Below are 19,532 nucleotides of genomic sequence, written 5' to 3'. Positions count from 1 at the left end.
AAGTAGCAGTGGCTGCCCTGGTCCGCCAACGGGTTTTCGCGTCAGGTGTCCGACCTCAGTTCGTGGAAGGGCTCAGGTGCAGGACGACCGCGGCCGTTCCGAGTGCCGGTACCTCGATAGGGATGGCGCCGTCGGGGTCGCGGTCGATCTCGTGCGAGGGCAGGCCCAGATACGTGGTGCGGACGGCGCGCTCGACAGCGAAGGGGGTGCGTAGGCGGCAGGTGACATGGGTGTCGGCCAGTGACTGAAGGCGGACCATGAGCGTGCCTTCGCCGGGGACGGTGAGGCCGACGAGCCGCACTCGCGAATCCTCCAGGGTCAGGAAGTGAGTCCGGGCCGGCGATGCGGTCCGGCCTTCGGCGCGGGCGCGCACCGGCACCAACGGGTGACTGGTGACGGCCGCGACGCGCTGGGCGAACTCGTCAGCGTCCGCGGAGGGCGGGGCGAAGCCCACGCTGTAGCGGAAGACGTGGTCGAAGGCCTGCTGGGCGGGGAAGTTCGTGTCCCAGATGTTGTTGTGCACCCAGGAGAAGACGGTGGCCGGTTCCTCCTGCGGCAGGGACTGCGGGTAAGGGACGTACGGGATCGCGATGCCGCCGATCTGGACGAGCGGGGCGTCGGCCGTGGCCAGCGCGACGTGATGGGTGCCGTCGGTCAGACTTATCCAGCGCCGGACGGCCCGCATGTGCGCGGCGGAGCCCGGCACGGTCTCGCGATCGGTGCCGAGGACACCGCCTGTCGCCTCCGTGCGGACGGTGGCGCCGTCCAGGGCGAAGGGGAAGGCGAAGAAGGCGCTCTCCTTGGTCAGGGTCGCGTTCTTGTCGACGCGGTTCTCGATGTCGACGCGGGCCGCGTCGTGCGGCAGGCGCACCGTCACGCGGAGCCTGCGGGTGCCGGCCGGGGCGCATTCGTACACCAGGGTGTGTGCCGTGGCGTCCGTGGTGCGCTCGACGAGCGCCGCGGGCGGAGCGGTGGTGCGTGAGGCGAGCAGGTGCATCGAGTCGTCGGCGACGGTCTTGCTCGACTGGTGGTTGAACGCGCCGGCCGTCGCGTACTCGTCGTAGACGTAGCCGTTGAAGCCGATGACGGCGTCCTGCCGTACCATCTCGCGGCCGGTGCGCTTGTCGATGACGGAGGCGATGCACGCCTCGCGGAGGTCGACGGTGACGCGCAGGTGGTCGTTCTCCAGGACGGTGGCATCGGCGGGCTCCTGGCTCTCCGCGCCGGTTTCCACCGGCGGTTCGGCGCCGGTGACGACGTCCAGGCGCACCGCTCCGCAGGCGGGTACGTCCGCGACGGGCACGTGCAGGAAGCGGCCGGCCGCGCGGTGGCGGTCGTTGCTCTGGGCCTCCTGCGCGAAGGGCAGGGACGTGCCGGTGCGCGCGTCGAGGACGCGGACCGCCTCGCCGAGCGCGACCGTGCTCTCGGGCAGGAAGAGCCGTACGGTCTCGGTGCGCGGCCAGCTGCAGGTGTTCACCGCGTAGAAGGACGCGTCCGCGCCGGCGCCCGCGGCGAAGGCTTCGCCGAGCAGGGCGCCCGCGGCGTCCAGGAGCGTCTCCGCGTCGTCGTGGGCGCGCATCGCCTGGGAGTACTTCCAGTGCCACTGCTTCTCGCCGGACCCGTGGCCGTGGTCGCCGTGCGTCCAGGGGTCGCCGGCGCCCCAGGTGTGCTCGTTGAACAGGGAGGCCGACCGGTAGACCTCGGGTGCGCCTGCGGTCACGGCCGTGCTGCCGGCTACGTCCATCAGGTGGGCGTAGCCGGCCACCGTCTGTGCCTCCGCGAGGGCGGCCTGCCCGCGGCGGGTGGCCGAGAGCGGTACGGCGCCGGCACCGACGCCGTCGACCCACCAGTCGCCCCAGTCCCCGCGGTGGGTCTCCAGACGGTCCCCGTAGCGCTTCTCGGCGTCCTCGAAGAAGTCCTGGTTGCGCGAGGCCCGAAGCTGTGGGAACGCCCACTGGTCGTTCCAGCGGCGCACCGTCTCCGAGATGATCCGCCGGGGCGGGCCGTTGTCCGCGAACTTGCCCAGTACGCGCAGGTGGAGCACGTCCCAGGGGTAGGGGTCCGCGGTGCCGGGGAGTTCGACGGCGGGGAAGCCGGGGATGCCGCGTCCCTCGTGGGGGTAGGGGAAGCGGGCCAGGGCGCCGAGGTAGGCGGGGAGCAGGTCGTCGACGTGGTCGTAGGACTCGTCGAAGCCGAGGATCGAGCCCTCCATGTAGGCCAGGCCGTGCGGGGTGTCCGTGCGCCAGACGAGGACGCTGTTGCCGCTCGGTGTCTCCCAGCGGAACAGCCGCGGCAGGTGCTCCCCGCCGACGAGGTGCGGCACCGCGCGTCCGGCCCAGTTGTGCGCCACGGACAGGTAGCGGATGCCGTTGTCGGTGAGGACGTCGGGCAGGCCCACCACCTGTCCGGGCACGTCGGTCTGCATGGCCGTGGTGATGTCGATGCCGTGCCGCTCGCGCAACTCGACGGCGGGGCGCAGGAGTTCGTGCAGTTCGTCGGTGGAGCAGGTCTCGGTGTGGAGGTTGAACGGCATGGCCGTGAGTTCGACGCGTCCCTCGCGCACCCGGTCGAGGAAGGTCTCCACCTGCCGATGGGGGCGGTTGGCCCGCCAGTCCTGGAAGGAGTGGAAGCCTTCGACCGCCCAGCGGAACCGGGCGGGGTCGGGCCAGTCGTCGGTGTCGCGGCACAGTTCCAGGAGCGAGTCGAGGTAGGCGCGGCTCTCGGCCATGACGCGGCCCTGTGGGTCGGTGTAGCCGATGTCGAGGTGCGAGTGCTGTACGAGGTGCAGGGTCCAGTGGCGCTGGGGATGTGCCTCGAACGCGAGCCGGGTGCCTTCCTCCAGTTCCGGCAGTTCGATGAGCAGCGGGGTGGGGGTGTCCACTTCCGGGACCAGCAGGCGGGTGTCGCCTCCTGGTCCGGGGAGGACCTCGCAGTGGACGGGGGTGCCGCCGGCGGACGTGACGCGGGCTCGGGTGACGCGTGGTCGCGGGCCGGCGGTGTCGCGGGGGTGCACGCGTACCCGGACGGACTGGAGCAGTCCGCCGGTGGCGTCGCGGCGCAGCAGGGGTTCTCCCGAGAGCTGCACCCGCAGGTCCCCCAGGCCGACGGTGGTGGCCACGCGCTCGCGCAGAAGGTCACGCGCGATGTCGGAGTCCCACCAGGAGGGCCGGGTCAGCGGTGGCTTGGGCATGGTGCGTGAGTGTCCTTTGCGTCGGGGGTGCGGTGGCGCGGGCCGGCCGGTCAGGAAGTCCGGTCGCCTTCCTGCGAGCGGTGACCGTGGTGGGTGGCGTCGGCGAGCGTGGCGAAGATCTGGACCATGGCGGACTGGTTGAGCGTCGCGGCCGGCGCCTGGGGGTCGTAGTCGCCGCCGTTGGAGGGCTGGAAGCGGAACAGTCCGGTGGCGGCGTCCCGGTTGCTGCGGTAGGTGTTGTCGGCGTAGGCGCTCATGGCCGTCAGGAAGGCGGGGTCGGGGCGAAGGGCGTCCAGGTCCAACAGATCCTTGAAGTAGAACGAGTTGAAGATGGCCGGCTGTTCGTGGAGTCGGTCTCCCTCGGTCCAGTACGCCAGTGATCCGCGGGCGTCCGCCACGGCCTTGTCCAGGTAGCGGGTGTCACCGGTGCCGCGGTAGAGGGCAGTGGCGGTGCCGACCATGGCGCCGGAGTTGTAGGTCCACAGGGTCTCGTTGGTGCTGCCGTCGTCGCCGCGGTCGTTGACGTACAGGCCCGCCGCCTTACGCATGCACGAGTACACCCAGCCGTACCACCGCTCGGCCTTCGCGAGGTAGGTGCGCTTGCGGGTGTGCTCGTAGAGGCGGGCGGCGAGTTGGGCCGACAGGGCGGTGACATTGGTGGCCCGGATGTTGTTGTTCGGTGAGTCGTACCAGTCCATGCCGCCCGGACATGCCTTGGCGGGGTCGTCGTCCCAGGCCCTGGAGACGACGGGTACGACCTGCTCGGCCCGCTTGAGCAGGACGCGGTTCCCGGTGGCCTCGTACTGGTCGAGCTGGCTGAGGGCGACCACGGCGTTGTCGTCGTAGTAGATGTCGCCGCCCGTGCCCAGGGGTGCGGGCAGGTACGACGCGTAGCCGGGCCGCTCGCCGGGGGCGTAGTAGAGCTCGGCCGTGGCGAACCGCTCGGCCGCGTCCTTCCGGTAGGAGGGCCCGGTGCGCGGCAGGTCCTGCATGTCGACGGCTGCCTGCGCGGCCTCCCGGAAGGGCCACAGGTAGGAATGCTCCCGGTCGGACGCCTGCCGGGGGGTGTGCTCCAGGTACAGGCCGTGCTGGTCGGAGCCCTCGTACAGGTGGTCCTGCAGGGCGCGGTACGCGGCGGTGGCGCGGTCGGCCCAGTCCGCGGAGGAGACAGTGCGGGCGTGTCCGGGCGTCTGGGCGTGTGCCGGGAGGGCGCCCCAGAGCAGTCCGGCGCAGACGGCGGGCACGGCGGCACGGGTGAACAGCGATCGGAGCATGGGTGTGTTCCTTCGCGACCTTGAGGAGACAGGGAGAGGGGCGTGCGGTGTCAGCGGTGAAGTTTCAGACTGCTGACGAAGAAGCGCTGGGCGGAGAAGAAGAGCACCACGGTCGGCAACGACACCAGGAGTGCGCCGGCCAGCACCACGGGCGGGCCCACATTCGAGTAGTTGCCCTGGAGATCGGCGAGCGCGGCCATGACGGGCCGGATGTTGCGGCTCGTGACCATGGTGATGCCGAACATGAGGTCGTTCCAGACGGCCACGAACTGGAAGACGAACACGGCGATCATGGCGGACCGGGTCAGCGGGACGTGGATCTGCCAGAACACGCGCCACCACGACGCGCCGTCCACGCGCGCCGCCTCCACCACTTCCCGCGGCAGCGTCAGGGCGTAGTTGCGCATCACGAAGAACGCGAAGGGAACGGCGATCGCGGTGTAGAGCAGGACGAGCCCGACCTGGGTGTCGTACAGCGAGGTGTGCGCGTACGACAGGAACAGCGGTCGGAGGAACACCTGGAGAGGCAGCAGTGTGCCGGAGTAGATCACCCAGAACCACAGGGCCTGCCGCCTGACGGGCATGACGATCGTGGCGAAGGCGGCGAGGCCGGCGATCACCGCCGCGGCGACGGCGCTGACGACGGCGTACAGGAGGCTGTTGCCGAGCGCCGGTCCGAGTTGGGCCCGGTCCCAGGCCTGGGACATGTTGTCGAGGAGCCCGAAGTCCTGGGGCAGCCAGTGCGGGCTGCCGGAGTAACGCTCGGCGGGCACCATAGCGTTGACCACGAGGAGCCAGGTGGGGATCAGCCACAGCACGGCCAGGACCGCGATGGTGGCGTTGCGCAGGAGTCGGCCGGGGGACATCGTCACACGCCTTTCACGTCGAGCTGTCGGCGCAGGTAGAGCCAGGAGGCGGCCAGCACGATCACGGTGAGGACGACCGCGATCGCCGCTCCCGCGCCGGGGCGCATCTCCAGGAAGGTCTCGTTGTACAGGGACACCGCGAGGGTCTCGGTGGCCCGTCCGGGGCCGCCCTGGGTGAGGACCCAGATCAGGTCGAACGACTTGAGGCCGTTGACCAGGCTCATCCCGATCACGATGATCGACACCGGCCGGAGCTGGGGCAGGACTATGTGCCGGAACTGCTGCCAACTGCCCGCGCCGTCCAGGGCGCCGGCTTCGAGCGTCTCGGGTGGAATGGACTGCAGGCCGACCAGGAAGAGGATGACGGCCACGCCGGTCGCCTGCCAGGCGTTGGCGAGGATCATCACGACGGTGTTGCCCGGCCAGGTGAGCAGCCATCCCTGCGCCAGGGAGTCCAGGCCCAGGGCGGTAAGGACCTGGTTGACGGCGCCGTCGGTGGTGAGCATGAAGTTCCACACCACCGCCACCGCGGACCCCGAGAGCGCGTAGGGCAGCACGACACACAGCCGCGCGAGGCGCGAGAGGCGGCCCGAGTTCGTCAGGCACGCGATGGCGAGCCCGAGCACGAACGGGAGGACGACCGTGCCCACCACCCACATCAGGGTGTTCTGGATGGAGCGGAACAGGGCCGGGTCCGACGCGAACAGCGCGTAGTTGTCGAACCAACTGAACGGCGTGGTCCGCGAGTCGCTGAAGAAGCTGCGGTGGACGGTCCACACGAAGGGGGCCAGCAGGAACAGGGTGACCAGCAGGACGGCCGGGGCCAGGAAGCCGCCGGCCAGCATCCGCTCACGCGCGGTGCGCCAACTCCGCGACAGGGAGGGGTGCCGGGTTCCGCCCCGGGGTGCGTCCGCCGCGCCGTCCAGGGCGGGCGGGCGCCGGTCGGTCATCGAAGTACTCATGCTTCGTCGCGCCTCCAAGCCGCCCATTCGTCGTGTGCACGCTCCTGCATCCGGCGGAGCGTGGCGGCCGGGGAGGTCTGCCCGGCCATGAATCCGCCCAGGTCGTCGGTGTTGCCCTGGATGAGGCTGGGCGGACTTGCCTCCCAGTAGCGGACCAGGGCCAGACGGCGCTCGCGGGCGATGTCGCGCTGGAGCCCGGCCACCACCGGATTGCTGGACCGCACCTGCGGGTTGGCGGAGCTGTCCTGCAGGAAGTCGCTCCACACGCGCTGCACGGACGGGTCGAGCCAGGCCCCGACGTTCGCCATCGCGGCGGCGTGCGAGGAGGCACGGCTGGGCACCACGAAGACACCCGATTCGGCGATCACGCTCTTCGGGGTGCCGGGCCGCACCGTGGGGAGGACGAAGGCGCCGTAGTCGGTGCCCGGCCGCATGCCGGCCGCCGCCATCCCCGACGCCTGCCAGGTGCCGTGCAGGAACATGCCCACCGTGCCCTCCTTCAGCGCGCCGGGGCCGCGGGCCTGGTCGAAGTCGGGCGCCGTCATCCAGCCCTTGCGCATGAAGTCGTGCCAGATGTCCATGGCCCGCAGGGCCGCGTCGTCGGTGTAGGACGCCTCTCCCGCCACCAACCGCCGGTAGAAGTGCGGGTCGACCTTGCTGAGCAGTTCCTGGAACCACTCGATGGCGGGCCAGCCGCCCACCTGACTCGCGAGGAACGGCGTGACCTTGTTGCGTTTGAGGACGTCGGCGCAGTGCAGAAGCTCGGCCCAACTGCCGGGCACCGACAGGCCCAGCTTCTTGAACACGGGTTTGCTGTAGAAGAGGACGTAGTACGACTCGTACAGCGGGACACCGAAGACCGTGCCGCGGTAGGAGACGGCTTCCCGCGCGCTGCCGCGCACCCATCCCTTGGCCGCGTACCGCTGCCAGACGCGGCCCAGGTCGGTCAGCCCGCCCGCACGTGCCAGGCGCTTGAGCTGGTATCCGGAAGCCCACTTGACGAGGTCGGACGCCTTCGAGGTCTGCAGGGTCATCTGCACGACCTGCTGGTACGAGGTCACCGACGGGTTCGACAGCGGCCTGAGCGCATAGCCGGTGATCTTCTCCAGTTCCCGTCCGGCAGCGCGGTAGCCGTCGTCCCAGGTGGCGTTGTCGTTGGAGATGCTCGTGGTCCCCGGCTGCGCGGAGGTGCTCGCCCCGCGGGCGCAGCCTCCGGCCGTCAGGGTGGCCGCGCCGGCGGCGACCCCGGCGAGGAAGCGACGGCGAGCGAGCGACGCGGCTGCGCTGCCGGCCCTGCCCGATGCTGACATGGATCACCTTCACGGAATCGGGCCACCTGCATGGCTGAATGTGAATCACGGGGCGCTCGCAACCCGGGCTGAATCCGGTGGCTCCCGGTGTGTGTTGCGTGGAGGTTAACGACACCATTCCGGAGCTAGCAAGGGTTCCGGGGCAAAGAATCTGCCCACGACCCACACGGCGTGCCGAACAGCAAGGTCAAACGCGTGCCGTAGTCACTCTCACTGCAAGGAGCAAGCATGGACGCCTTGAGTCATGCACTGTTATCGTTAACTACCGCCGTGAGCCAGCAAGGAGCAGATGTGCCCGCGTCCCGTTCTTACGACCCCCATCCGAGCTACCAGCCGGTCGGCGCCGAGGTGACCGCCGGCTGGCCGACCCCGGTCGCCGCTCTGCCGCACGGGCCGCTCGTGCTGGCCGTCGACGGCCCCGCCGCCCTGAACTGGGGCGCGCTGGCCGACGGTCTGGCGGCGGCCGTACGCTCGACGGGCCGCGCAGTGGAGCTGGTGGACGTCCGCGGCCACTACGCGACGACCGCCGGCCAGCGGCTGACCGCGCGGCCGGTCCCGGCCGACGACACCTTCTTCACCCCGCTGTCCGAGGCGACCGTCTCGGACCTGTTCGACTCGGTCCCGCGGCCCGAACGGCCCACGAACGGCGCGGTGTCGGTGGTGTACGGGCCGGGCTCGTCGCTGTGCGCGCCGGATGTGCTGTGGTACGCGGACCTGCCCAAGCGTTACGCGGAGGCTGCCGTCTCGCGGGGGGAGCTGCCCATCGGCACCAACCTGGGGCGCCCCACCGAACCGGGCACCCTGGTGCGGCTCTTCTACACCGACTGGCCCGTGCTGGACCGGCACCGTGACGCGATCGCGGGACGCGTCGACCGGTGGATCGACACACAGGATCCGGCTGCCCCTGCCTCGCTGGACGGCGCGACGCTGCGCGCCACCCTGGCGCATCTGGCCCGGGGGCCGGTGCGGACCCGGCCGTACTTCAACTCCACCCCGTGGGGCGGCCAGTGGGCGGCGAGCGAACTGGGCTTCACGCCGCAGGCCGGCAACACGGCCCTCGGCTACGAACTGATCGCCCCGGAAGCCGGAGTCCTCGTCGGCGAGAAGGGCGGGCCCCAGGTCGAGATCCCGTTCCAACTGCTGTGCGTCGAACACCCCGAGGACATGCTCGGTGCCGACGTGCACCGCCGCTTCGGCACCTCCTTCCCCATCCGGTTCGACTACCTCGACACGATGGGGGGCGGAAACCTGTCCCTGCATCTGCACCCGCGGGAGCAGTACATGCGCGAGGTGTTCGGCTGGCCGTACACCCAGCACGAGACGTACTACGTCACGGCCTGCGAGGACGGTGCCCGGGTCCTGCTGGGCCTCACCGAGGGCGCCGATCCCGCCGTCATGCGCCGCCAGGTCGAGGACGCCGTCGCGCACGCCCGCCCGATGCCCGTGGAGGACCACGTCCAGTCGCATCCGGCGGCGGTGGGACAGCTGTTCATGATCCCGGCGGGCACCCCGCACGCCTCCGGTGCGGGCAACCTGGTGCTGGAGGTGAGCGCGACTCCGTACCTGTACTCCCTGCGGTTCTACGACTGGCTGCGCAAGGACGCCGCCGGCGCCTCCCGGCCCTTGCCCTATGATCACGGCTTCGCCAACCTGGACACGGCCCGGCGGGGGGAGGACGTGACGAAGGACCTGATCCAGCGGCCCCGCACGCTGCGCGACGGCGAGGGCTGGCGCGAGGAGGTCGTCGGCGCCCTGCCCGAGATGTTCTACGCGGTCCACCGCCTGGTCGTGGCCCGGGGCGCCGACGCCCCCGACGACACCGCGGGCCGCTTCCACATCCTCAACGTCGCCGCGGGCGAGGGTGCCGTCGTCGAGACCCACGACGGACGCACCCATTCCCTGGCCTTCGCCGAGACCCTCACGGTGCCGGCCGCGGTCGGGCCGTACCGCGTCCGCGCGCTGGGCGAGAGCGAAGTGCGCATCGTCAAGGCGCTGGTGGTCGAGCCGTGAGCGTCGCCTCCCGGCAGCGCGCCTGCGCACCGGTCCCCGTCCTCGACGTCGGCGGTACCCATGTGACCGCGGCGGTCGTCGACCCGCTGAGCGGCCGTCCCGTCCCCGCCACGGTGATCCGCAGGCCCCTGAGCTCGCACGCGACCGCCGACAGCATCCTCGACGACATCGCCACGGCCGCCCTCGCTCTGCCGGCCGGGCACGATCCGCGGTGGGGGGTGGCGATGCCGGGGCCTTTCGACTACGCCACCGGTGTCGGCCGCTTCACCGGTGTGGGCAAGTTCGAGTCGCTGTCCGGTGTCGACGTCGGGGCCGGCCTGCGCCGGCGGCTGGGCGGCCGGGCGCAACGGCTGTCCTTCCTGAACGACGCGGACGCCTTCGCCCTTGGCGAGTACGGTGCGGGGGCCGCCGCCGGTCACGACCGGGTCGTCTGCCTGACCCTGGGCACCGGCATCGGCTCCTCGTTCCTGTCCGCCGGACGGCCGGTGCACACCGGCGACCGGGTACCGCCCAGCGGGCACGTGCACCGGCTGACCCTGCGCGGCCGGCCGCTGGAGGACACGGTCTCGCGCCGCGGCATCCGCGCCCACTACGCGCGGCTCGCGGGCGGTGTGGAGGGACGACGGCTCCTCGACGTCCATGAGGTGGCGGCGCGGGCCGACGAGGGTGACGCCGCCGCGGTGGAGGCGTTCCGCCACGCTTTCGACGCCCTCGGCCGGGCCCTGACCCCGTGGATCGACCGCTTCGGTGCCACCGCGGTCGTCATCGGTGGTTCCATGGCCCAGTCGTGGCACCTGGTCCATCCTGCGCTCACCGCGGGACTGGCCGTGGCCGGTCGAACCGACGTACCCGTTCTCCCGGCCCGGCAGCCCGCGGAGGCACCCTTGATAGGGGCGGCTCATTGGGCCCGCACCACACCGGCCGCCCCGTGAGGACCGAGGCGCCGGAGCAGGCAAGCAGAGGAAGGGGCACGGGCATGACCGCTCGCCGCGGCGGAGGGCCGACCATGCACGACGTCGGCAAGGTCGCGCAGGTCAGTGCCATGACCGTCTCGCGGGTGCTCAAGAACGACCCCGGGGTCTCCGAAGCGACCCGCGAGCGGGTCTTCGCGGCCGTCGACCAACTGGGCTACCGCCGCAACCAGACGGCGCGCAGCCTCCGTCTCGGCGGCAGCGGCATGATCGGCCTCGTCGTCACCAACCTCGCCAACCCGTTCTACTCACGCCTCGCGCTCGGCGTGCAGGAAGTCGCGACGAAGTACGGCTTCCGCATGCTGCTGAGCAACTCCGCGGAGCAGGCCGGGCAGGAACCCGAACTTGTCAACGGGCTCGTCGATCACCAGGTCGAAGGGCTGATCGTGGTCCCGGCCGGCAGTCGGCAACAGCACCTGGCCGACGCCATGCGGCATGTCCCGGTCGTCCTCGCCGCACGGCCCCCCGCGGGACTGGACACCGACTGCGTCCTGGTGGAGGACTTCCACGGCGCCCGTGAGGCCACCGCGTGTCTCCTGGCCGAGGGACACACCCGCATCGCCTTCCTCGGCAACCCGCCGGCGCTCTACACCGGTGCCGAGCGGCTGCGTGGTTTCTGGGCCGCGCACGAGGAGATCGGCATCGAGCCGGACAGCGCCCTCATCCGCCAGGGCCTCGTCGACGCCGCGACGGCCGAACGGGCGACCCTCGACCTCCTCGGGCAGGCCGAGGGCCCCACCGCGTTGTTCTGTACCAACAACCGCATCAGCCAGGGCGCGATCCGGGCGCTGTACAAGGCGGGCAGGACGCTCCCGCTCGCCGGTTTCGACGACTTCGACCTGTCCGACGTCCTCGGGCTGCCCCTGACGCTCGTCTCGTACGACGCCGACGAGATCGGCCGTCAGGCGGCACGGCTGCTGATCGACCGCCTCGCACACGACGACGCGACAGCGCCGGCCTCCCGCCGCGTCACGGTCCCCACGCGCATCGTCCGCCACGGCGTGCCCGCCGGTGACGGCGTATCCGCCGACGACGGCCGGGACGCCGACGACGGCGGTACCGGCCGTGACGGCGGTGCCGGCGTGTGCGGCTCGCCGGGCACTTCCTGACCCGACACCGCCGTTCGCCCGTCATCCCTCCTCCGGGCCGCCTTGCGGTCGCGGCTCCCCCGTCGCGTCAACCTGAGCCGACCGCAGCGGGGGCGTCCAGTGCGTCCCGGCGCTTCGACGATCCTGACCGGCCGTCACCAGTCACCAGTCACCAGTCACCACGGGTCCCACCGGCTCCGACCGAGCGGCTGGGGGCCCGGCAGACAACCGACCCACCGAAGGGCTGACCATGCAGTATCCGGCCAGTGTCCAAGACCACCCGACCGTCCAGCAGGCGGTGCGACTCCTCGACGGACTCGGCGACCCACGCTTCGGGGAGACACTGGTGCGCTGCCTGGACGACACCTTGGCCCGCACCATCCGGCCCATGCCCGACGGCACCGCCTTCGTCGTGACGGGCGACATCCCCGCCATGTGGCTGCGCGATTCCTCGACGCAGATGATGCCCTACCTCGCACTCCTGCGGGACGCCCCGGCGCTGCAGGACCTCGTGCTCGCCGTGCTGCGCCGTCAGTTCGGGCAGATCGCCCGCAATCCGTACGCCAACGCCTTCAACGCCGAGCCCTCCGGGCAGGCGCACGACCCCGAGGACCTGTGCGACGACCCCTGGGTGTGGGAGCAGAAGTATGAAGTCGACTCGCTCGCCTTCCCCCTCCTGCTGGCCCACCGCTTCTGGGCGGCGACGGGACGGACCGACCACCTGGCCGAGGCGCTGCGCACGGTGCGCACCGTCATCTCCGTGTGGCGGACGGAGCAGGAGCACGCACGCCTCTCCCCCTACCGCTTCCTGCGCCGCTCCGGCCCCCCGAGCGACACGCTGCCGAACGCGGGGCGAGGGACACCCGTCGACCGGACGGGGATGACCTGGAGCGGGTTCAGGCCCAGCGACGACGCGTGCCGCTACGGGTACAACGTGCCCGCGAACCTGTGTGCCGCCGCCGCCCTCGACGGCGCCGCTGAACTGGCACGGCTCGTCCACGACACGGACCTCACGGAGGACGCCGGCCGACTGGCGGCGGAACTGCGCGAGGCCGTGGTGCGGCACGGCACCGTGCACCACGACGAGTTCGGCCCGATCTACGCCTACGAGGTCGACGGCTACGGCAACGCGCTGCTGATGGACGATGCCAACATGCCCGGGCTGCTGTCGCTGCCCCTGGTCGCGAACGTCCCCGTCACCGATCCGCTGTACCTCGCGACCCGGCGGTTCGCGCTCTCGTCGGCGAACCCGACCTTCCACCGCGGAACGGCGGCCGAGGGCATCGGCAGCCCTCACACGCCGGCGGAACACATCTGGCCGATCGCCGTCGCGGTGCGGGGACTCACCAGCACCGACGAGACGGAACGGATCAGCGCCCTGCGCACACTGATCTCCACCGACGCTGACACCGGCGCCATGCACGAGTCCTTCCACAAGGACGACCCCCACCGCTTCACCCGCCCCTGGTTCTCCTGGGCCAACGCCATGTACGCCGAACTGGCCCTGGACATCGTGGGACTCGGCACCCGTCCGCTGTGGGCGTCGACGCGGTGAGCGGTACTGCGACCCGGCCTCACCGGCGCGATGTCGCCATCGGGCAGCGGCCGAGCGCGTACCCGGAGGCGGCGGCCTAGGCTCCGTCTCTTTGGTCACTGTCGGGTCCAGATGAGGATGGCCGCGAGGTGGAGTGCGGCCTGGTAGGCGATCGTGAGCTTGTCGGTTCGTGTGGCCAGGCCTCGCCACTGCTTGAGGCGGTTGATGCACCGCTCGACTGCGTTCCGCTGCTTGTACGCCTCGCTGTCGAAGCCGGGCGGACGGCCACCGAGTCGGCCTCGCCGCATGCGGTGGCCGACTTGGGTCGGACGGCTGCGGGATAACCGCGCGGATCCCCCGGCGCCGCAGGTGGCTGCGGATGGCGCGCGAAGAATACGCGCGGTCGGCGAGAACGGCCAAGGGCCGGGTCCGCGGCCTGCCCGAGCCGCTGCGGGGCACGCGGATGTGGGACATCACCGTCTCGAAGGCGGGTGCATCACCCGCCTGGCCTGCGGTGACGGTGAAGGCGAGAGGCCGTGCGCTGCCGTCTGCGGCCAGGTGGACCTTGGTGCTCAGCCCGCCGCGGGAGCGTCCGAGCGCGTGATCGGCGGGCTCGCCGGAGTGGGCCGCCCCATTTTGAGCGCTCCGGCAGCGTGCTGGTGAGCCCGGACAACCGTGGAGTCCACCGACACCGTCCAGTCGATGCCGTCGTCGGCGTCCGCCGCCGCCAATACGGCGGCCAGGATCATCTCCCAGGTGCCGTCGACGGCCCATCTGATCAGCCGCTTGTGAGCGGTCTGGAACGGGCCGAGCTCATCGGGAAGGTCCCGCCAGGGCGAGCTGGTGCGGTACTTCCACGCGATGGCCTCAAGAGTGCGGCGGTGATCGGCCCATCGCCGCCCGCGGACCGGATCGGCCGGCATCAACGGCTCGATCCGGTCCCACATCGCATCCGTGATCATTAATCGGACTGACACATCCGATCAACTGACCAACCCATCAGAGAGACACGCTCTAACTGACTCCGGGCATGCAAAGGCGATATGGATCATGCGAGTAGTTGGTGTCGCCGACCTCGATCCAACCGGTGACGACGGCACAGGTGCTGTTGGCGCCGGAGACGTAGATGACGCCCGCATAGTCCGAGTAAGTGCCAGTGTCGTACCAGTAGGTCGACCAGCCGTGACGCTGAAGGCGGACATGCATGCTGTGTGAGCCGGGCATACGATCCACGGTCCGGGCACAGAAGGTGCCGGAGCCCGCGCTGTCGTAGTAGACCTCGGTTTCCGCGTCCCCGACCCATAGGGGCAACCGCAGAACCAAACGGCCTTTGCAAGCGGCCGTGAACGGGCCGGCATAGCCCGGCGGCGCGTCTTCCGGCTCAGTCGCTGATGCGGTGCCGGCCCCAGTGAGCAGAGCGCTCGCCATGAGCCCAAAGACCGCAACGACGGATAAAAAGCGCCGTTTCACTCCATCAATCCTTCGCACCAGCGACCTCTCCCGGTCCTCGCCGAGTGACCACAAAACGGCTGAACTCCTGTTCCCCGGCACAGGAACAGACCCCGTCAGATTGCACCATATGTGTGACTAGCCCGCCGAGTAGCGTATCGGTGGAGGGGCACGGTGGCCATGACGGACTGCCCCAGAAAGCTTGATCTCCACATCTGCTCCGAACAGCCTCACCGGAACCACCACGGAGATAGGGAATACGAGCTCCGCATGTCGGCCTGGTGCTCGACGCCGTGACTGTCCACCACCCACTCCACGAAGGCTGCCTCGCGAGGCAGCCACTCAAGCAAGCTCACCCGCCGGCCTGCGCGTTGCGCCAGATCCGTAGATCCAAGGTGATGTATGAGCCGGGGTCGCTATCGCTCGACTTGCCGCGGTACGTGGCTACCGCCACATGACCCGCGTCACTCAGGACGCACATCTCCGAGCCCTGGCTCAGCTGGTTGAGGTCGATCTTCTCGGTATAACGCGTCTCCTTGCGGCAGGTCTCCAGGGAGCCCTTCTGCGCGTTGTTCAGGAGGACGAGCTTCCCGTTGTCAGTACCGATCGACGACTCATCCAGGAAGTTGACGACTCTGAAGTAGAGATCACCGGGCGCCGCATCCTCCTTCTCCGCCGGCCGTGGCGGGTCGTCAGCCAGTAGGAGCTGGTAGCCGTCTGTCAGATCGATGCCTTCGTACGCAACAGGTTGCGGGTCTTTCGAAGGCTGCCCCCCACCCGGGCTACCGTCGCCGCTCGCAGGTCTACTGCTGCTGTGAGTAGGGGCGTTCGACCCGCTGTTTGCCTCCTTGCCGTCTCCGTCCGACAGCAGGAAGCCGATGACTCCCAGAGTGACCAGCGTGCCCACGACCGACGCGGCCACGATCAGCCCCGTCCGCTTGGGCTTCTCGCCGGCCGACGGCCCCGAGGGGTGGTGAGTCACGGGTGACGGCACGTGGTTCGCCGGGTGACCTGGAGCAGGACGTCCCTGATGCCCGGAAGGCCGCACCTGCCCCGGAGTTCCTGGCGCGGGGGGCGGCGCGAAGCCAGTCGGCGCGTATGGGTCCACTGTGCCGGGCGGCGAACTCGGCTGTGAGACCTGAGTCGGCGTCGGAGCTACAGCCGACTGTGGCGGTGTCTTCGCGGGCTCCGGCAGACGCAACCGCTCGGTGATCGAGTCGACGACCTTCTGCGGCAGCCAGTCCTCGCCCTGGCGCAACGGTTCGGACGAAAGCTCGTGGCACAGGGCGATGACCTCGCCAAGGCCAGGCCGGCCGACCGGGTCTCGGGTGAGACAGCGGGTGACCAGGGGCAACAGTTCGGAAGGCAGTCGGCTGAGGTCGGGGTCCTCGTGGACGATGCGATAGAGCACCGCGTGCGAGGAGCCTTCACCGTAAGCGGGCGAACCGATCGCCGCGAAAGCCGCGATCTGGCCCAGGGCGAAGATGTCGGTGGCCGGGGTGATCGTACCGGCTGACGCCTGCTCCGGCGCCATGAAAGTCGGTGTGCCTACGCTCACGCCCGTACCGGTCAGTGAGGTCGCGTCGGCTGCGCGGGCGATGCCGAAGTCGATGACACGAGGGCCGTCGGAGGCCAGGAGCACATTGGCGGGCTTCAGATCACGGTGCACGATCCCCGCGCCGTGAATCACAGTGAGCGCCTCGGCCACCCCCACCGTCAGCAGGAGCACACTGCGCAGCGGCAGGCCCCCGTGCTGGGCCACGGCGTGCGCGAGCGAAGGGCCGGGGACGTAGGCGGTGGCGAGCCAAGGTTGGGCTCCCTCGGTGTCGAAGTCGAGTACTGGAGCCGTGTACAGTCCCTGCACCCGCTGCGCGGCTTGAACCTCCTGTGTGAACCGCCGTCTGAATTCGGGGTCTTCACTGAACTCCGGCCGAATCACCTTGAGCGCGATGGGCCGGCCCCCCGGTGTGTAGGAGAGGTAGACCTTGCCCATGCCTCCCGTACCTAGGACGGCGCTCAGCCGGTATCCGCCCACATCGGCCGGGTCGCCCTCCTGAAGTGGTGTGAAGAGGCCTGCAGAAGGCGTGCTGCTCATTGATGACCCATCCCCTGTTTCCGACTGTGCGGCCCTCGCCGAACCCGCGAAGCCAGGGGTAGCGTAGCGACCGCCTCGCCGCCTTCGGGTGCGTCGGGCAGCGGTCGCGCTGCGAAAGCGCCGGACCACCTGCAAGGCCAGCGGCGCCATGACCCACTGCTCGTACGCGAGGGCCCGAGCTTTCAGCGAACGACGGAGTCCTTGCCCTGACAGCTCTGCACACGATACTGACGGGTGTCGAGACGGAGTAACGATGGGCGCGTCGTCCCCCGACGGGGACCCCTGATCCGTTCCTCTTCCGGCAGTTGACTTACCGCTCCGCCAGCCGGGTACCGGAAAACGTCGAGGATTCCAGCGTGCAGCCGCACTCCGTGCGGCCGGGAGCTCGGCCAGGGAGGAAGGAGTGTGGATGGTCCCGGTTCACGGTGGTGAGGCGAAGACATTTTTCCTCCTCGGCACTCGGGCGAACGGCTGCGCTGCCCCGGTTGGCGGCTGGAAGGGGCAAGCAGGCCGAGGTCGAGATGGGCGGCGCGACCGCAAGCTCCTCGCCCAGGACAACCGGCCCCCGAACCGCGGCCGGTCGGCGGCGTCTCATTTGACGCTGCGCCCGCCGAGCACCTGCGAGTCGTCGGCGCTGCGCGAGGCAGCAGGGCCGCGCAGAGCCTCCGGGGAGTGCTGCAAAAGGCCGGCGGCCACGAGCGGCGGCACCGTGCTCCACACCGTCGACTGCACCGAGGCCCTGCAGAACGCGCTCCCGCGGCCCTGTACTTGGAGGTGCGCTGCCGTCTGCGGCCAGGTGGACCTTGGTGCTCAGCCCGCCGCGGGAGCGTCCGAGCGCGTGATCGGCGGGCTCGCCGGAGTGGGCCGCCCCATTTTGAGCGCTCCGGCAGCGTGCTGGTGAGCCCGGACAACCGTGGAGTCCACCGACACCGTCCAGTCGATGCCGTCGTCGGCGTCCGCCGCCGCCAATACGGCGGCCAGGATCATCTCCCAGGTGCCGTCGACGGCCCATCTGATCAGCCGCTTGTGAGCGGTCTGGAACGGGCCGAGCTCATCGGGAAGGTCCCGCCAGGGCGAGCTGGTGCGGTACTTCCACGCGATGGCCTCAAGAGTGCGGCGGTGATCGGCCCATCGCCGCCCGCGGACCGGATCGGCCGACATCAACGGCTCGATCCGGTCCCACATCGCATCCGTGATCATTAATCGGACTGACACATCCGATCAACTGACCGACCCATCAGAGAGACACGCTCTAGGCATAGGGCCGTCTCGCAGGTGCACATCAGCCGGCGGAGGCGCCCCCCTCCCCCGCCCGCCAGGGAGAGGCGATGTCGCTGCGGTGGGACCGATGAGGTTGACTCGTGCCCTGGCCCGGACCACGACAGGAGCTACGACGTTGACGTACGACATTGCCGCCTTGCGCTCCCGGTTCCCCGCACTCACCGCCGGGACCGTCCACTTCGACGGGCCCGGGGGCACACAGACGCCGCAGCCCGTCATCGACGCGATCGCGGACGCGCTGTCGCGGCCCCTGTCCAACCGGGGGCAGTACTCCCTGGGGGAGCGCAACGCCGAGACCGTCGTCACCGGGGCGCGCCGGGCCGTGGCCGACCTGCTGGGCGCGGACCCGGCGGGGATCGTGTTCGGGCGCAGCGCCACGCAGCTCACCTACGACGTCGCCCGCGCCGTCGCCGCCTCATGGGCGCCCGGCGACGAGGTCGTCGTCACCCGCCTCGACCATGACGCCAACATCCGCCCCTGGGTGCAGGCCGCGGAACGGGCCGGCGCCATCGTGCGCTGGGCCGGGTTCGACCCCGCCACCGGAGAGTTGACGGCCGACGACATCCGCGCCGTCCTGTCCGACCGCACGCGTCTCGTCGCCGTCACCGCGGCCTCCAACCTCATCGGGACCCGCCCCCCGATCGCCGAGATCTGCCGCCTGGTCCACGAGGCCGGAGCGCTCGCCCATGTCGACGGCGTCCACTACACCGCGCACACCCTGGTCGATCTGCCGGCTCTGGGGGCGGACTTCTTCGTCTGCTCCCCGTACAAGTTCCTCGGCCCCCACCACGGCGTCCTGGCCGCCCGGCCCGCGCTGCTGGAGACCCTGCGCCCCGACAAGCTGCTGCCCTCCAGCGACGCGGTCCCCGAGCGCTTCGAACTGGGCACTCTTCCCTACGAGTTGCTCGCCGGTACGCACGCCGCCGTGGACTTCCTGGCGGGCCTCGACCCGAACGCGGTGGGCACTCGGCGCGAACGCCTGGCCGCCTCCTTCGTCGCACTCGAAGCACACGAGCACAGCTTGCGCACCCAGCTCGACAAGGAACTGGCCGCGCTCCCGGGTGTCACCCTCCACTCCCGGGCCGCGGACCGCACCCCCACTCTCCTGCTCACCTTCGAGCACCACGACACCGCCGACGCCTACCGGTTCCTCGCCGCCCGCGACATCCACGCTCCCGCCAGCCACTTCTACGCCATCGAGGCCTCCCGCCACCTGGGCCTCGGCGACACCGGCGGCCTGCGCATCGGACTCGCCCCCTACAACGACTTGGAGGACGTCGACCGGCTGCTGGCGGCGTTGGCCGAGTTCCTGGAGGAGTGAGCGCGAACGGGCGCCACGACCCGGACCGCAACCCGGACCGGCGGTGACCGGTCCCCATCCACCCAGGGGTGATGGCACCTTGGGCGCGTATCGCAAGCTGATCTTCGATGTGGGCGGGGTCCGTCGCGGGGGTGGCGTCCGGCTGCCGCCTTCCCGACACTGGTGACGGACGGGCGACGGG

The 19,532-nt window shown here is 70.5% G+C and carries 12 protein-coding genes and 2 pseudogenes; 5 read left to right on the top strand and 9 right to left on the bottom strand.

Annotation, left to right across the window (positions count from 1 at the left end; all coding sequences use genetic code 11):
* Positions 1 to 55: 55 nt before the first annotated feature.
* The 5 genes from ACZ7LV_RS04165 to ACZ7LV_RS04145 are packed head-to-tail and all read right to left on the bottom strand — an operon-like array spanning position 56 to position 7,602.
* Positions 56 to 3,190, bottom strand: a complete 3,135-nt coding sequence (locus ACZ7LV_RS04165) for a glycoside hydrolase family 38 N-terminal domain-containing protein (protein ID WP_471935471.1) — start codon at positions 3,188 to 3,190, stop codon at positions 56 to 58.
* A gap of 50 nt (positions 3,191 to 3,240) precedes the next feature.
* A complete protein-coding gene (locus ACZ7LV_RS04160; RefSeq protein ID WP_471935469.1) occupies positions 3,241 to 4,464 on the bottom strand; it encodes a glycoside hydrolase family 76 protein in 1,224 nt (407 codons plus the stop codon).
* 50 nt (positions 4,465 to 4,514) lie between these two features.
* Positions 4,515 to 5,330: a carbohydrate ABC transporter permease gene (locus ACZ7LV_RS04155; protein WP_471935466.1), complete on the bottom strand. Its 816-nt coding sequence runs from the start codon at positions 5,328 to 5,330 to the stop codon at positions 4,515 to 4,517.
* Positions 5,331 to 5,332: 2 nt separating this feature from the next.
* Positions 5,333 to 6,292, bottom strand: coding sequence for a carbohydrate ABC transporter permease (locus ACZ7LV_RS04150; protein WP_471935464.1), 960 nt, complete (start codon positions 6,290 to 6,292; stop codon positions 5,333 to 5,335).
* A complete protein-coding gene (locus tag ACZ7LV_RS04145; RefSeq protein ID WP_471935462.1) occupies positions 6,289 to 7,602 on the bottom strand; it encodes an ABC transporter substrate-binding protein in 1,314 nt (437 codons plus the stop codon). The genes ACZ7LV_RS04150 and ACZ7LV_RS04145 overlap by 4 nt, the downstream gene beginning before the upstream one ends.
* Positions 7,603 to 7,893: 291 nt before the next feature.
* Between ACZ7LV_RS04145 and ACZ7LV_RS04140 the strand changes: the two genes are divergently transcribed.
* The 4 genes from ACZ7LV_RS04140 (at position 7,894) to ACZ7LV_RS04125 (ending at position 13,226) form a co-directional block, all read left to right on the top strand.
* Positions 7,894 to 9,612, top strand: a complete 1,719-nt coding sequence (locus tag ACZ7LV_RS04140; protein ID WP_471935460.1) for a class I mannose-6-phosphate isomerase — start codon at positions 7,894 to 7,896, stop codon at positions 9,610 to 9,612.
* Entirely contained in the window at positions 9,609 to 10,544 is a 936-nt protein-coding gene (locus ACZ7LV_RS04135; RefSeq protein ID WP_471935458.1) for an ROK family protein, read from the top strand. The genes ACZ7LV_RS04140 and ACZ7LV_RS04135 overlap by 4 nt, the downstream gene beginning before the upstream one ends.
* 44 nt (positions 10,545 to 10,588) lie before the next feature.
* Positions 10,589 to 11,692, top strand: a complete 1,104-nt coding sequence (locus tag ACZ7LV_RS04130) for a LacI family DNA-binding transcriptional regulator (protein ID WP_471935456.1) — start codon at positions 10,589 to 10,591, stop codon at positions 11,690 to 11,692.
* 229 nt (positions 11,693 to 11,921) lie between these two features.
* Entirely contained in the window at positions 11,922 to 13,226 is a 1,305-nt protein-coding gene (locus ACZ7LV_RS04125) for a glycoside hydrolase family 125 protein (RefSeq protein WP_471935454.1), read from the top strand.
* A 95-nt stretch (positions 13,227 to 13,321) separates the two neighbouring features.
* Here the strand turns inward: ACZ7LV_RS04125 and ACZ7LV_RS04120 are convergent.
* The 4 genes and pseudogenes from ACZ7LV_RS04120 to ACZ7LV_RS04105 form a co-directional block, all read right to left on the bottom strand.
* Positions 13,322 to 14,167, bottom strand: a pseudogene (locus tag ACZ7LV_RS04120) (IS5 family transposase).
* Positions 14,168 to 14,219: 52 nt separating this feature from the next.
* A complete protein-coding gene (locus ACZ7LV_RS04115; RefSeq protein ID WP_471935452.1) occupies positions 14,220 to 14,675 on the bottom strand; it encodes a hypothetical protein in 456 nt (151 codons plus the stop codon).
* A gap of 331 nt (positions 14,676 to 15,006) precedes the next feature.
* Entirely contained in the window at positions 15,007 to 16,749 is a 1,743-nt protein-coding gene (locus ACZ7LV_RS04110; protein WP_471935451.1) for a serine/threonine-protein kinase, read from the bottom strand.
* 774 nt (positions 16,750 to 17,523) lie between these two features.
* A pseudogene (locus tag ACZ7LV_RS04105) lies at positions 17,524 to 17,964 on the bottom strand (IS5 family transposase); the annotation flags it as partial.
* A gap of 181 nt (positions 17,965 to 18,145) precedes the next feature.
* On the opposite strand from ACZ7LV_RS04105, the gene ACZ7LV_RS04100 reads away from it, so the two are divergent.
* Entirely contained in the window at positions 18,146 to 19,351 is a 1,206-nt protein-coding gene (locus ACZ7LV_RS04100) for a cysteine desulfurase-like protein (protein WP_471935449.1), read from the top strand.
* Positions 19,352 to 19,532: the final 181 nt, after the last annotated feature.

The organism is Streptomyces sp. NPDC107562 (genome assembly GCF_055657325.1).
Note: the sequence above shows the minus strand (reverse complement) of the source record. Positions and strands in the feature narration are given on the sequence as shown.

Excerpts from the sequence above, each read along its gene's own strand:
- ACZ7LV_RS04110 (WP_471935451.1), bottom strand. The coding sequence starts at position 16,749 with ATGAGCAGCACGCCTTCTGCAGGCCTCTTCACACCACTTCAGGAGGGC.
- ACZ7LV_RS04155 (WP_471935466.1), bottom strand. The coding sequence starts at position 5,330 with ATGTCCCCCGGCCGACTCCTGCGCAACGCCACCATCGCGGTCCTGGCC.
- ACZ7LV_RS04145 (WP_471935462.1), bottom strand. The coding sequence starts at position 7,602 with ATGTCAGCATCGGGCAGGGCCGGCAGCGCAGCCGCGTCGCTCGCTCGC.
- ACZ7LV_RS04150 (WP_471935464.1), bottom strand. The coding sequence starts at position 6,292 with ATGAGTACTTCGATGACCGACCGGCGCCCGCCCGCCCTGGACGGCGCG.
- ACZ7LV_RS04165 (WP_471935471.1), bottom strand. The coding sequence starts at position 3,190 with ATGCCCAAGCCACCGCTGACCCGGCCCTCCTGGTGGGACTCCGACATC.
- ACZ7LV_RS04160 (WP_471935469.1), bottom strand. The coding sequence starts at position 4,464 with ATGCTCCGATCGCTGTTCACCCGTGCCGCCGTGCCCGCCGTCTGCGCC.
- ACZ7LV_RS04125 (WP_471935454.1), top strand. The coding sequence starts at position 11,922 with ATGCAGTATCCGGCCAGTGTCCAAGACCACCCGACCGTCCAGCAGGCG.
- ACZ7LV_RS04130 (WP_471935456.1), top strand. The coding sequence starts at position 10,589 with ATGACCGCTCGCCGCGGCGGAGGGCCGACCATGCACGACGTCGGCAAG.